A 13965-nucleotide genomic window follows, 5' to 3' on the forward strand; every position below is an offset into this window, starting at 1 on the left:
ACGGCGCCATCCGGGGCTTGTATGGAAGGGGCGGGGCCCCGTTTCTTTCCCGTCTCCCACACCGAACGAGGGAACCGGTACCGCGTCCCGCTCTCCGTGAGGAGACGGGCGACGACGGAAATCTGCGTGAGCACATGGATCGCGCCACACCAACGGTCAAGAGTACGGGATGGAAGCTCGACGGTCAAACGCCCGCTCCGGAGAGCGGGCATCGCACGGCCGCACGGCCTCTCGGCACGGCGCGCCCGTTCCGACGACCCCGTCACGATAGTGGACGGCGGCGGGCCGGGGCGGCAGGCGCGCCGCCTACGATCGACGGATGGCGATCCTTCTCGACGCGGCGCGGTGGCCGGCCCACGACACGCTCTGGGCGCACCTGGTCAGCGACGAGTCGTTGGAGGAGCTGCACGCGTTCGCGCGGCGCACCGGAGTCCCCGAGCGCAGCTTCGACCTCGACCACTACGACGTCCCCGAGGAGCGCCGTGCCGAGCTGCTCGCCGCGGGCGCGATCCCCGTCGGCGCACGCGAACTGGTGGAGCGGCTCCGGAGCAGCGGTCTGCGCGTGAAGGGCCGGGACCGGGAGACGGAGAGGGCCCGGCGCCGGCTCTCGCCGGGCACCGGGCCCCACTGATCGCTCGCGCGGTCGCTACTGCTGCTCGGCGCGGCGCGGGGTCTGCTCCGGGATGACCGCGACGCCCGTGAGAGCGGCGGTGGTCACCCGGCGGCTCTTGGCGCGGCCCTGACCCGGCTGCTTGGGGGCCGGGAGTGCATCGAGGACGGAGTCGAGCAGGTGCTCGGCGACCTCGCTGCGCACCCGACGACCGGTGGTCGCGGGAGCGGGCGGGATCGGTATGTCGAGGATCGGCACGACCGGCGCCTCGACGGCGGGCGGAGCGGACTGCTCCGCCGGCGCCTCGACCGTCTCATCGCCCGCGCTCTCCTGGCGCGGCTCGCGGTCGCGGCCCCGGCGGCGGCGCTCACCCCGGGCGGGACGCTCGCCGCGACGCGACTGCTCGCGCGGTGCGGTCTGCTCGGCCTGCTCCGAGTCCCCGGTCTCGACGGTCTCGACGGGCTCGGTGCGGGCGGACTCGGCGGACGCCTCGTCGACGAGCGCGGCGGCCTCCTCGGCGGCCTGGCGCACGTTCGCGGGGTGGATGGTGCTCGCCGCGATCTGAGCGAGGGCGTTCTTCGCGTCGTCGGTGATGGCGTGCGTGCTGACGCTCTTCGCTCCGGAGCCGTTCTGGCCGTTCGCGGCGGACGAGCCGCTGGAGCCGTTCTGGCGGGGTGAGCCTCCGGACGCGCTGTCGCCCGAGCGGCCGCCGCGGCGGCGCTCCTGCTGCGGGGCGGCGGTGGAGCGGTGCTTGACGACCGGGTCGTGCTGCACGATGACTCCGCGGCCCGCGCACACCTCGCAGTTCTCGCTGAAGGTCTCGAGGAGGCCCAGGCCGAGCTTCTTGCGGGTCATCTGCACGAGGCCGAGCGAGGTGACCTCGGCGACCTGGTGCTTGGTGCGGTCGCGGCTGAGGCACTCGACCAGGCGGCGCAGCACGAGGTCGCGGTTGGACTCGAGCACCATGTCGATGAAGTCGACCACGATGATGCCGCCGATGTCGCGCAGGCGCAGCTGGCGGACGATCTCCTCCGCGGCCTCGAGGTTGTTCTTGGTGACGGTCTCCTCGAGGTTGCCGCCCGAGCCGACGAACTTGCCGGTGTTGACGTCGACGACGGTCATCGCCTCGGTGCGGTCGATGACGAGCGAGCCGCCGCTGGGCAGCCACACCTTGCGCTCGAGAGCCTTCTCGATCTGCTCGGTGATGCGGAACTCGTCGAACGCGTCCTGCTCGCCCGAGTACACCTCGACGCGCTCGAGCAGGTCGGGGGCGACCTGGCTGAGGTAGAGCTCGATGGTCTCGCGGGCGTCCTCGCCGGCGATGACCATCTTCTCGAAGTCCTCGTTGAAGACGTCGCGGACGATCTTGATCAGCAGGTCGGGCTCGCTGTGCAGGAGAGCCGGCGCCTGGCCGGTCGCGGCCTTCTCGCTGAGCGCCGTCCACTGCGCGGTGAGGCGCTCGACGTCGACGGTCAACTGCTCCTCGGTGGCTCCCTCGGCCGCCGTGCGCACGATGACGCCGACGTTCTCGGGGAGGACCTCCTTGAGGATCTTCTTCAGGCGGGCGCGCTCGGTGTCGGGGAGCTTGCGGGAGATGCCGTTCATCGAGCCGTTGGGCACGTAGACGAGGTAGCGGCCCGGGAGCGAGATCTGGCTCGTCAGGCGGGCGCCCTTGTGGCCGACGGGGTCCTTCGTGACCTGCACGAGGACGCGGTCGCCGGGCTTGAGGGCGAGCTCGATGCGACGGGGGCCGCCGGGGTTCGCCGCGGCGTCCCAATCGACCTCGCCGGAGTAGAGGACCGCGTTGCGTCCGCGACCGATGTCGACGAACGCCGCCTCCATGCTCGGGAGGACGTTCTGCACGCGACCGAGGTAGACGTTGCCGATGAGGGACGCCTCCTGCGAGCGGGCGACGTAGTGCTCGGCCAGGACGCCGTCCTCCAGGACGCCGATGCGGATGCTGTCCTGCTTCGAGCGGACCACCATCACGCGATCGACGGCCTCGCGGCGGGCGAGGAACTCTGACTCGGTGACCACCGTGCGTCGGCGGCCGGCGTCGCGGCCGTCGCGGCGGCGCTGCTTCTTGGCCTCGAGACGAGTGGAGCCCTTGATGCGCTGAGGCTCGGTGATCAGCTCGGGCTCGCGCTGCTCGCGGGGCTCCCGCGGCTGACGGACCCGGACGACGGTGTTCTCGGGGTCGTCCGACCCGCCGCGGTCGCTCTCGCCGGTGCGGCGGCGCGAGCGGCGGCGGACGGAGCCCTGCTCCTCCGCGGGCGCCTCGCGCTCCTCGCGCAGACCCAGCGGGGCGCCGCGCGGGGGAAGCGGCGCGAGCTCGACGTAGTCGGGCAGCTCGGGCGCCTGGAACAGGAGCGACGTGCTCGGCAGTGCGGGACGGGCGGGTCGCGCGTCCTCCTGGCCGGGCGCCGTCTCGGGAAGGGCGTTGAAGAACGCGACGGAGGACGTGGGGCTCTGAGCCTCGCTCACGTCCTCGGTCGGCGTCTCCTGCGCGGTCGTGTCGGTCTCGTCGGTATCGATGATCGTTCCCCCTGTCGCTGGCGCGCTCGACTCGGTCCGCCGGGTCGCCCGGCGGCCACCGAAGAGGCGGCTGATCTTCTTGGCCCCGCTGCGGGGCTCGTCGCGGTCCGGATCGGATCCGCTCGAATTCTTGTCTTCCACCATTCCTGGTGCACTCCTCGGCCGGGTCGTCCGCCGCGCCTTCCTACCCGGATCTCTCCTCGTGCGAGGGGCCGCGTGGGGCCCGTCGCGAATCCTTCCGCTCCCCCGATCCGGTCGCTCACGTGGCGCAGGACTCCGGGTGCAGCTTCGTTCTCGGAACTGACTATCCGACACGTGCTCCGTCTCGCTGCGACCGTCGGTCGCGTCGTGGTGGAGCGGGTGACCCGTCGCGTCCATTCGCGGAACGCGGTCGATCTCCTGTGGCCCGGTGTTCGCCCGGTAAACCTTCTGGTGCCGGCGCGGGATCTTCCGGACCGACGGCTCCGATTATCGCACGCATTCCCAGAGGCGCCGATTCGGCCCGTGCGATAATCCCCCGGTGTCCGACGCCCCCGCCCCCCGACGCCCGATCCTGTTCGCCGCACTGCTGGTCGTCCTGGGGATCACGGGGTGGATCGCGGCCTTCGCGCTGACGCTCGACAAGTTCGCGGCGCTGACCGATCCGTCGACGGGACTGGGGTGCGACTTCAGCATCCTGGTGCAGTGCAGCGCCAATCTGGACTCGCCTCAGGGAGCGGTCTTCGGCTTCCCCAATCCGCTGATCGGCGTGGCGGCGTGGATCGCGCCGATCGTGGTCGGATTCGGACTGCTCGCCGGGGCGCGCTTCGACCGCTGGTTCTGGGCGGTCTTCAACCTGGGCTTCGTCTTCGCCCTGGGCTTCGTGATCTGGCTGATCACGCAGAGCGTCTTCCTCCTCGGCACGCTCTGCCCGTGGTGCATGCTCACCTGGGCGGTCGTGATCCCTGGCTTCTGGCTCGTGACCCTGCGGAACCTGCGCGAGGGCGTGTTCCCGGTCCCGGCCGCGGTGCGGCGCTTCGCGGGAGCCGCCTACGGCTGGATCCCGTTCATCACGCTGCTCTGCTACCTCGCGATCGCGGTGATCGCGCAGCTCCGCCTGGACGTGCTCTCGTACCTGTGAGGCTGCTCGGGCGCTGACGGCAGCACTCCTCCTGGAGCACGTGGATCTCGATACGCCCGCTCCGCGGGCTACTCGATCAGCAGGGAGCTGGCGCACCGTTCGAGACACCGACGGGGTGACGACTAACCCGGTGACGGGGCACCCCGGGAACGTCCCGAGGTGCCCTTCACCGGATCGCCGAGCATCGCGAGGCGTATCCGGGAAAGCGCGTTCGAGCGCTTTCCCGTCGCCGGAGGCGCGACGCTCTGCAGATCGGACCGCCTACACGAGCCGACCGCGGCTCCGCGGGCTACCGCGGAGCGACGAACTCAGGAGAACCAGAGCGCGAGTTCGCGCTCCGCGGATTCAACGGAGTCGGAGCCGTGGACGAGGTTCTGCTGCACCTTCAGGCCCCAGTCGCGGCCGAGATCGCCGCGGATCGTGCCGGGCGCCGCGGTCGTCGGGTCGGTCGTTCCGGCGAGGGAGCGGAAGCCCTCGATGACGCGGTCGCCGGCGATGCGGATCGCGACGATCGGACCGCTCTCCATGAACTCCACGAGCGGCTCGTAGAACGGCTTGCCCTCGTGCTCGGCGTAGTGGGCGCCGAGGAGGTCGCGGTCGGCCTCCACGAGCTTGATGTCGACGAGCGAGTAGCCCTTCGCCTCGATGCGGCGGAGGATCTCGCCGGTGAGGTTGCGCGCGACTCCGTCGGGCTTGACGAGGACGAGGGTCTCCTGGATGGCCATGGTTCAGCGGTCTCCTTCGGTGGGGTCGGTGGTCCCGGCCGCCGGAGGGCCGGCCTGGGAGTCGAGGCGGGTGCCGGTCACGATGCAGTACGTCCAGAGGGCGACGAAGGCCGCGCCGATGACGAACATGATCGGGACGAGCAGACCCGAGGCAACGATAACGAACTGCAGCACCCAGCCGATCCGTATGCCGAGCGGGCGGTCGAGGAGGCGGAGCGTCGCCAGCATCGCGAGGCAGAGCACTCCCCCGCCGACCAGCACCACCACCGGATCGGCGACCTTCAGGCCGAAGCCCACGAGGGTCGCGAGGAACACGATGACGACCTCGAAGCCGAGGACGATCGACGCGAGGCTCTCGCGGACGGTCCTCGCCCGGCGCGGGCGCCCGGCTCTCACGAGCCCTGCCAGTTCTCGTCGCGGGCGACGGCGATCGCGCGCCCGACGAGAGTGATCGACCCTGTGATCACGAGGGCGCCCTTGTCGGTGCGCGCCGCGAGCAGGCGACCCGCGGTCAGCGCTCCCGCCGCGTCCTCGGCGACGTGCACCGACTCCTCCGGGAACACGGTGCGCGCGAGTGCCGCGAGGTCGTCGGCCGCGAGGGTGCGATCGCTCGGCGCGCGGGTCACGATGAGCTCGTCCACGACCGGCAGGAGCGCGCGGAGGATGCCCTCGGCGTCCTTCTCGGCGAGGACGCCGACGACCGCGGTGACGCGGTCGAAGTCGAAGTAGCGGCCGAGCGCTGCAGCGAGCGAGGCGGCGCCGTGCGGGTTGTGCGCGGCGTCGACGAGGGTGCGCGGGGAGTTGCCGACCACCTGGAGACGCCCCGGGGAGGTCGCGGCCGCGAGCCCCTCGTCGAGGACGTCGCCGGTCAGCTCCTGAGTGCCGCCTCCGATGAACGTCTCGACCGCGGCGATGGCGACGGCGGCGTTCTCGGCCTGGTGGTCGCCGAAGAAGGGCAGCAGGAGCTGGTCGTAGGAGGTCGCGAGACCGCGGACCGAGACCAGTTGGCCGCCGACGGCGACGGTGGTCGAGGTGACGTCGAACTCCGAGCCCTCGAAGGCGATGGAGGACTCGGTGGCCTCGGCCGCGTGCCGCAGCACCGCCTCCGCTTCGGGGGTCTGCTTCGCCGACACCACGGCGGCCAGTGGCTTCACGATGCCCGACTTGGTGCGCGCGATCTCGTCGATCGTCGAGCCGAGGCGGTCCGTGTGGTCGAGCGCGATCGGCGTGAAGACGGCCACCTGCGCGTCGGCGACGTTCGTCGAGTCCCACTCGCCGCCCATCCCGACCTCGATGACGGCCACGTCGACCGGCGCGTCGGCGAAGGCCGCGTACGCGAGCACGGTGATGACCTCGAAGAAGGAGAGCGGCGGCTCGTCCTGCTCGGCGAGCTCGGCGTCGGTCATGCGGATGTAGGGCTCGACGTCCTGCCAGTTCGCGACGAGGCTCTCGTCGGAGATGGGCTCGCCGTCGATGACGATGCGCTCGTTGAAGCGCTCGAGGTGCGGGCTCGTGAACAGCCCGACGCGCAGGCCGTGGGCCCGCAGGAGGCTCTCGATCATCCGGCTCGTGGAGGTCTTGCCGTTCGTGCCGGCCACCTGGATCACCGGGTAGGCCCGCTGCGGGTCGCCGAGTATCTCGACGGCGCGTCGCGTCGGGGCGAGCCTCGGGCGGACGTTCGACTCGCCCAGGCGCTCGAGCAGGGTCGCGTAGACGGCGTCGGCCGCCGCCCGGTCGGCGTCGTTCTCGAGGGGATCAGACATCGGCGGCCTCGACCTTCTCGACGCGGATGATGGCGGTGCCGGCGGGACCGAAGGCGACGGCCCCCTCGCCGCCCTCGAGGGCGATGGTCAGCGGGGTGAAGGCGAACCCGGTCGCGAGGGTCTCCTCGGCGATCCAGGTCGCGTGCGGCTCGAGCGCGCCGAGGCTGACCTCGTCGAGCATCACGTCGAGCACGATGCGGTCGCTCACGTCGAGACCGGCTCCCTTGCGGGCGTCCTGCACGGCGCGGATGAGATCGCGGGCGAGCCCCTCGGCCTCGAGCTCGGGCGTGGTGGCGGTGTCGAGGAGGACGAACCCTCCGCGCGGGAGGAGCGCGATGGCGCGATCGTCGGCGCCCGCTCCCCCGACCTCGAGCGTGAGCTCGTACTCCCCCCCGGCCAGCTCGACGCCGCCCGCGGTCACGACTCCGTCGACCTCGCTCCAGTCGCCCGCCTTCGCGGCCTTGATGACCGTCTGCACGCCGCGTCCGAGCCGCGGTCCGGCGGCACGGGCGTTGACGGCCAGGCGGGAGGTGACTCCGTAGTCGGACGCGCTCGTCTCGACGAGCGGCACGAGGGTCACCTCCTTCACGTTCAGCTCGTCGCGCAGGATCGCCTCGAACGGCGCGAGCTCGTCGGCGTTCGCGACGACCACGGTGAGGCGCGCGAGCGGCAGGCGCACGCGCAGTCCCGCCTGCTTGCGGAGCGAGAGCGCCGTCGACGAGATGCCGCGCACGGCGTCCATCGCATGGACGAGGGCCTCGTCGACCGGGAACTCGTCGGCGGTGGGCCAGTCGGTCAGGTGCACGCTGCGCCCGCCGGTCAGTCCCCGCCAGATCTCCTCCGAGATCAGCGGGAGCAGCGGAGCGGCGACGCGTGTCACGGTCTCGAGGACGGTGTACAGCGTGTCGAACGCCTCCGCGCCCCGGCCGTCCGAGTCGGCACCCTGCCAGAAGCGGTCGCGGGAGCGGCGCACGTACCAGTTGGTGAGGACGTCGGCGAAGTCGCGCAGCGCGGCCGCGGCGAGGGTCGAGTCGAGCGCCTCGAGGTGCCCGGTGACGGTCTCGATCAGGTCGTGGGTCTTGGCGAGCAGGTACCGGTCGAGGACGTCCTCGGAGTCGGTGCGGCGGCGCGCCTCGTAGCCGTCCTCGCCGGAGGCGTTGGCGTAGAGCGAGAAGAAGTACCAGGTGTTCCAGAGCGGCAGCAGCACCTGGCGCACGCCCTCGCGGATCCCCTCCTCGGTGACGACCAGGTTGCCGCCGCGCAGCACCGGGCTCGACATCAGGAACCAGCGCATCGCGTCGGATCCGTCGCGGTCGAAGACCTCGGCGACGTCTGGGTAGTTGCGCAGCGACTTCGACATCTTCTGGCCGTCGTTGCCGAGGACGATGCCGTGACTGACGACGTTGCGGAACGCCGGCCGGTCGAAGAGCGCGGTCGAGAGCACGTGCAGCGTGTAGAACCAGCCGCGCGTCTGCCCGATGTACTCGACGATGAAGTCGGCGGGGTTGTGCGAGTCGAACCAGTCCGCGTTCTCGAACGGGTAGTGCACCTGCGCGAACGGCATGGAGCCCGAGTCGAACCAGACGTCGAGGACGTCGGTGATGCGGCGCATCGTCGAGCGCCCGGTCGGGTCGTCGGGGTTCGGCCGCGTGAGCTCGTCGATGAAGGGGCGGTGCAGGTCCTCCGGGCGCACGCCGAAGTCGCGCTCGAGCTCGTCGAGCGAGCCGTACACGTCCATGCGCGGGTAGTCGGGGTCGTCGCTCTTCCACACCGGGATCGGCGAGCCGAAGTAGCGGTTCCGGCTGATCGACCAGTCGCGCGCGCCCGAGAGCCACTTGCCGAACTGGCCGTCCTTCACGTTCTCGGGGACCCAGGTGATCTCCTGGTTGAGCTCCTCCATGCGGTCGCGGAACGCGGTGACGCGCACGAACCAGCTCGAGACCGCCTTGTAGATCAGCGGGTTCCGGCAGCGCCAGCAGTGCGGGTACGAGTGCTCGTAGCTGGCCTGGCGGAGGAGCCGGTGCTGCGCCTTGAGCAGCTGCGTGAGGGGCTTGTTCGCCTCGAACACCTGCAGGCCGGCCACCTCGGCGATCTGCGGGAGGAAGCGGCCGCCGTCGTCGACGGAGATGATGACCGGGATGCCCGCGGCCTCGCAGACCTTCTGGTCGTCCTCGCCGTAGGCGGGGGCCTGGTGCACGATGCCCGTGCCCTCGCTCGTCGTCACGTAGTCGGCGACCAGGATGCGCCACGCGTTCTGCGTGCCCCAGGTCTCGGTGTCGGCGTAGTGGTCCCAGAGGCGGTCGTAGCTGACGCCCTCGAGCTCGCGACCGCGGAGGGTGCGCGAGACGGCGGCGCGCGCGGACTCGGCGTCGTCGTAGCCCAGGTCCTTCGCGTACGCGCCGACCTGGTCGATGGCGAGGAGGTACTCGGCCGAGAGCTCGCGCTCCTCCGGCTCGCCCTTCCCGTCGGCGGCGCCGTTCGGGCCCGCGGCGAGCACGGCGTACTCGATGTCGGGGCCGACGGCCAGCGCGGCGTTGGTCGGCAGGGTCCAGGGAGTCGTCGTCCAGGCGAGCGCGCGCACGGCGGTCAGGTTCAGCGCCTCCGCCGTCTCGCCGACCAGCGGGAACGTGACCGTCACCGTCTGGTCCTGGCGCATCTTGTAGACGTCGTCGTCCATCCGCAGCTCGTGGTTCGAGAGCGGGGTCTGGTCGCGCCAGCAGTAGGGCAGCACCCGGTAGCCCTCGTAGGCGAGGCCCTTGTCGTAGAGCTGCTTGAACGCCCAGATGACCGACTCCATGAAGGAGGGGTCGAGCGTCTTGTAGTCGTTCTCGAAGTCGACCCAGCGCGCCTGGCGGGTGACGTAGTCCTGCCACTCGCCCGTGTAGCGCAGCACCGACTCCTTCGCCGCGGCGTTGAACGCGGCGATGCCCATCTCCTCGATCTGGGACTTGTCGGTGATGCCCAGCTGCCGCTCGGCCTCGAGCTCGGCGGGCAGACCGTGGGTGTCCCAGCCGAAGCGGCGGTGCACCTGCTTGCCGCGCATGGTCTGGAAGCGCGGGAAGAGGTCCTTCGCGTACCCGGTCAGCAGGTGCCCGTAGTGCGGCAGGCCGTTGGCGAAGGGCGGTCCGTCGTAGAACACCCACTCGGGAGAGCCCTCGCGCGAGCGGATCGACTCCTGGAAGGTGTCGTCGGCCTTCCAGTGCGCGAGGACGGCCTCCTCGATCTCGGGGAAGCGCGGCGACGGGGTCACCCCGCGGCCGAAGGCGGATCCGGAGTCGCCGGAAGTGGGAGGGGTCAAGGGATAGGTCACGTGCGTTCTCCTGGCAGTGATGCTGGGCTGCACGAGGACGGCCCGCCCGGATCTGTCAGCCCGGGCCGGGGTCGCGGTACCACCTCGCTTGGGACCTCCCTCGGCGCTGCCTCGGAGACGTCCCCACTCGACCGGCTGTCACGGGCCGCACCCGTCCGGTTCTACTGGGCGGGGGCCGGAGCCGACGCCGTTCTTCCGGAGACTCGCCGGTGATGGCCGGGTCGAAGTCGTTGAGGGCTATCGTAGCGCGTCGGGGGCGGGAGGAGCAGGAGCGCACATGGCGGGAGCGACGAGCAGGGGACGGCCGCGCGCCTCGTCGCGCTCGATGCTCGAGGACGCCGCGCTGGACCTGTTCCTGGAGCAGAGCTACGCGGGCACGACCGTCGAGCAGATCGCCCAGCGCGCCGGCGTCTCGCGCAACACGTTCTTCAACTACTTCGAGTCCAAGAGCGACGTCTTCTGGGTCCTCGTCGACGACCGGCTGGCCGAGCTGCCCGCCGCACTCGGGGCGACGGCGCCGGAGCGGCCGGCGATGGACGCGCTGCGCGACGCGCTGCTGGCGGTCGGCGCCGGCTTCGGTCCCTCCTCCGTGCCCTGGGCGCTCACCCAGAGCGCGCTGATCGGCAGCGTGCACGAGCTGCAGGCGTCGGCCCTGTCGCGGCTCGCGCGCCAGGCGGCGATCGTGGCCGCCTTCGTGGAGCAGCGGGCCGCGCGACCGCTCCCGACCCATCTCTCCCGGGCGATCGCCTACGCCAGCGTCGGAGCGGCCGTCGCCGCGGTGCAGGCGTGGGCAGCGGCGGGGCCCACCCGCGGCGAGCTCGTGCCCTACCTCGACGAGGCGCTCGCCCCGGTCTGCGCCGGATTCGCCCCGGTCGTCGGCCGGGCCGCTCCCGACGGCCGCACCGCGGCTCCGCGATAGGATCGGCGCGGCCGGTGAGCGATCCGCTCCGGAGCCGCCATCCAGGCATCATCACCACCGACACGGTGCCGCCCATATCGAACCGGAGAATCATGACCTTCGCCGCGCAACTCCCCGCGAAGCCCGCCCTCGAGGGGCTCGAGAGCAAGTGGGGCCTCGTCTGGCAGACCGACGGCACGTACCGGTTCGACCGCACCGGTCTCACCCGCGCCGACGTCTACTCGATCGACACGCCCCCGCCCACCGCGTCGGGCTCGCTGCACATCGGGCACGTCTTCTCGTACACGCACACCGACGTCGTCGCGCGGTTCCAGCGCATGCGCGGCCGCAAGGTATTCTACCCGATGGGCTGGGACGACAACGGCCTGCCGACGGAGCGCCGCGTGCAGAACTACTACGGCGTCCGCTGCGACCCGACGCTGCCCTACGAGGCCGACTTCACTCCTCCGTTCGAGGGCGGCGACAACAAGAGCAGCAAGGCGGCCGACCAGAAGCCGATCTCGCGCCGCAACTTCATCGAGCTGTGCGAGCGCCTCACCCTCGAGGACGAGAAGCAGTTCGAGGACCTCTGGCGCAGCCTCGGCCTCTCCGTCGACTGGTCGCAGACCTACCGCACCATCGGCGCGGAGTCGCAGGCCGCCTCGCAGCGCGCGTTCCTCCGGAATCTCGCCCGCGGCGAGGCCTACCAGGCCCAGGCGCCGACCCTGTGGGACATCACCTTCCGCACCGCGGTCGCCCAGGCCGAGCTCGAGGACAAGGAGCAGCCCGGGGCGTACCACCGGATCGCGTTCCACCGCGAGGGCGCGGAGGACGTCTTCATCGAGACGACCCGCCCGGAGCTGCTGCCCGCCTGCGTCGCACTCGTCGCGCACCCCGACGACGAGCGGTACCAGCCGCTCTTCGGCACGACCGTCCGCACCCCGCTCTTCGACGTCGAGGTGCCCGTGCTCGCGCACCACCTCGCGCAGAAGGACAAGGGCTCGGGCATCGCCATGATCTGCACCTTCGGCGACGTCACCGATGTGGTCTGGTGGCGCGAGCTCGACCTGCCCAACCGCGCGATCATCGGCTTCGACGGCCGCATCGTCTCGGAGGCGCCGCAGGCGATCACGAGCGACGCGGGCCGCGAGGCGTACGCGCAGCTCGCCGGCAAGACGGTGTTCTCGGCCAAGCAGGCCGTCGTCGCGCTCCTCACCGAGTCAGGGGAGATGACTGGCGAGCCGCGTCCCATCACCCACCCCGTGAAGTTCTTCGAGAAGGGCGACAAGCCGCTCGAGATCGTCTCGACCCGCCAGTGGTACCTGGTGAACGGCGCTCGCGACGCCGCGCTCAAGGAGCGCCTGCTGGAGCTCGGCCGCGACGTCCGCTTCGTGCCCGAGTTCATGCGCGTGCGCTACGAGAACTGGGTCAACGGCCTCTCGGGCGACTGGCTCGTCTCGCGCCAGCGCTTCTTCGGCGTGCCGATCCCCGTCTGGTACCCGCTGGACGGCGACGGCAACCCCGTCTTCGACCGCCCGCTCGTTCCCGAGGAGTCGGCGCTGCCCGTCGATCCGTCCTCGGACCCCGCCCCCGGCTACTCCGAGGACCAGCGCGGCGTGCCCGGCGGCTTCCAGGGCGAGCTCGACGTCATGGACACCTGGGCCACCTCCTCGCTCACCCCGCAGCTCGCGGGCGGCTGGGAGCGCGACGACGAGCTCTGGCAGCTCGTGGCTCCGTACGACCTCCGCCCCCAGGGCCAGGACATCATCCGCACCTGGCTCTTCTCGACCCTGCTGCGCTCGCAGCTCGAGGACTCGCGCGCGCCCTGGGGCAACGCGACGATCTCGGGCTTCATCGTCGATCCGGACCGCAAGAAGATGTCGAAGTCGAAGGGCAACGTCGTCACCCCGGCGGGCATGCTCGAGCAGCACGGCTCGGACGCGGTGCGCTATTGGGCGGCCTCGTCGCGGCTCGGGACCGACGCGGCGTTCGATCCGCAGAACCCGACCCAGATCAAGATCGGCCGGCGTCTCGCGATCAAGGTCCTGAACGCGGCGAAGTTCATCCACGGCTTCGCGCAGGCCGAGGGCGCCGAGGTGACCGATCCGCTCGATCTGAGCATGCTCGCGACGCTCGACGCCGTGGTGGCCGAGGCGACGACCGCCCTCGAGAACTACGACCACGCGCGGGCGCTCGAGAGCACCGAGGCGTTCTTCTGGACCTTCTGCGACGACTACCTCGAGCTCGTCAAGGAGCGAGCGTACGGCGAGGACGGCGCCTCGGCGGCCGCCGCACTCCACCTCGCGCTCGATGCGCTGCTGCGCCTCTTCGCTCCGTTCATCCCCTTCGCCACCGAGGAGACGTGGTCGTGGTCGCACGACGCCTCGATCCACACGCAGCCGTGGCCCGAGCAGACCGGTCTCGGTGGGGACGCCTCGGTCCTCGCCGCCGCCAGCACCGTGCTCACGGCGGTCCGCCGCGCGAAGACGGATGCGAAGGCCTCGCAGAAGACGCCGGCCCGCGCGGCCGTCGTCACGGCTCCCGCCGACCTGATCGCCTCGCTCCGCCTCGCCGCGGGTGACATCGCCGCAGTGGGCCGGATCGCCGCCCTCGACTTCGCCGAGGGTGCGACACTGTCGGTGGAGATCGAGCTCGAGACCGAGGTCTAGGACGCGCCGGGAGGCGGGCCCGACCGGCCCGCCTCCCGAGCACCGACGAGAGGACGCACCATGCAGCTCGGAACACGCTGGAACCTCGGCGGCCGGCCGCCGACCACCCTCCCGGAGATCGTCGTCACCGCGGTCCGCGACGTCGAGCACGAGCTCGCCGAGGCGGGCACCGAGACGGCGGACTGGCGCTGGCAGCTCACCTGGCTCGAGGGCAAGCCAGTCCTCGAGCTCGACGACGGTACGACGGTCACCTACCGTCCCGACGAGGACGCGGCCTACATCACGCAGCCGCAGGGCGGCGTCGAGGGCGAGGACGACGACTGGGGCTGAGCCCG

General features: G+C 71.3%; 10 protein-coding genes. 5 read left to right on the top strand and 5 right to left on the bottom strand.

The features are described 5' to 3' along the window. Positions 1-319 precede the first annotated feature (319 nt). Positions 320-631: a DUF4031 domain-containing protein gene (locus ASF48_RS13020; protein WP_055792363.1), complete on the top strand. Its 312-nt coding sequence runs from the start codon at positions 320-322 to the stop codon at positions 629-631. A 15-nt stretch (positions 632-646) separates the two neighbouring features. Here ASF48_RS13020 and ASF48_RS13025 read toward each other — a convergent pair whose 3' ends face one another. After that, on the bottom strand, positions 647-3289 hold the full coding sequence (locus ASF48_RS13025; protein ID WP_082481457.1) for an Rne/Rng family ribonuclease: 2643 nt from the start codon (positions 3287-3289) through the stop codon (positions 647-649). Between the two features lie 376 nt (positions 3290-3665). Between ASF48_RS13025 and ASF48_RS13030 the strand changes: the two genes are divergently transcribed. Next, positions 3666-4265 carry a vitamin K epoxide reductase family protein gene (locus tag ASF48_RS13030; RefSeq protein ID WP_055792366.1) on the top strand — a complete coding sequence of 200 codons (600 nt, stop codon included), beginning with the start codon at positions 3666-3668 and terminating at the stop codon, positions 4263-4265. Positions 4266-4573: 308 nt separating this feature from the next. Here the strand turns inward: ASF48_RS13030 and ndk are convergent, their stop codons facing one another. Genes ndk through ileS form a run of 4 tightly spaced genes read right to left on the bottom strand, consistent with a single transcriptional unit; the run spans position 4574 to position 10063 of the window. Beyond that, positions 4574-4990, bottom strand: a complete 417-nt coding sequence (gene ndk / locus ASF48_RS13035; RefSeq protein WP_055792369.1) for a nucleoside-diphosphate kinase — start codon at positions 4988-4990, stop codon at positions 4574-4576. A 3-nt stretch (positions 4991-4993) separates the two neighbouring features. Then, positions 4994-5386, bottom strand: a complete 393-nt coding sequence (locus tag ASF48_RS13040) for a DUF4233 domain-containing protein (RefSeq protein ID WP_230670862.1) — start codon at positions 5384-5386, stop codon at positions 4994-4996. Then, the gene (locus ASF48_RS13045) at positions 5383-6753 is read right to left on the bottom strand and encodes a bifunctional folylpolyglutamate synthase/dihydrofolate synthase (protein ID WP_055792372.1); all 1371 of its coding nucleotides are present in this window, start codon (positions 6751-6753) and stop codon (positions 5383-5385) included. The genes ASF48_RS13040 and ASF48_RS13045 overlap by 4 nt, the downstream gene beginning before the upstream one ends. After that, entirely contained in the window at positions 6746-10063 is a 3318-nt protein-coding gene (gene ileS, locus ASF48_RS13050; RefSeq protein ID WP_055792375.1) for an isoleucine--tRNA ligase, read from the bottom strand. The genes ASF48_RS13045 and ileS overlap by 8 nt, the downstream gene beginning before the upstream one ends. Positions 10064-10340: 277 nt before the next feature. Between ileS and ASF48_RS13055 the strand changes: the two genes are divergently transcribed. The 3 genes from ASF48_RS13055 (at position 10341) to ASF48_RS13065 (ending at position 13960) form a co-directional block, all read left to right on the top strand. Further along, positions 10341-10982 carry a TetR/AcrR family transcriptional regulator gene (locus ASF48_RS13055; RefSeq protein ID WP_055792378.1) on the top strand — a complete coding sequence of 214 codons (642 nt, stop codon included), beginning with the start codon at positions 10341-10343 and terminating at the stop codon, positions 10980-10982. 92 nt (positions 10983-11074) lie between these two features. After that, on the top strand, positions 11075-13630 hold the full coding sequence (valS, locus tag ASF48_RS13060) for a valine--tRNA ligase (RefSeq protein ID WP_055792379.1): 2556 nt from the start codon (positions 11075-11077) through the stop codon (positions 13628-13630). A 60-nt stretch (positions 13631-13690) separates the two neighbouring features. Beyond that, the gene (locus tag ASF48_RS13065) at positions 13691-13960 is read left to right on the top strand and encodes a hypothetical protein (protein ID WP_055792382.1); all 270 of its coding nucleotides are present in this window, start codon (positions 13691-13693) and stop codon (positions 13958-13960) included. Positions 13961-13965: the final 5 nt, after the last annotated feature.

It is taken from the genome of Rathayibacter sp. Leaf299 (genome assembly GCF_001423055.1).
Taxonomy (GTDB): domain Bacteria; phylum Actinomycetota; class Actinomycetes; order Actinomycetales; family Microbacteriaceae; genus Rathayibacter; species Rathayibacter caricis.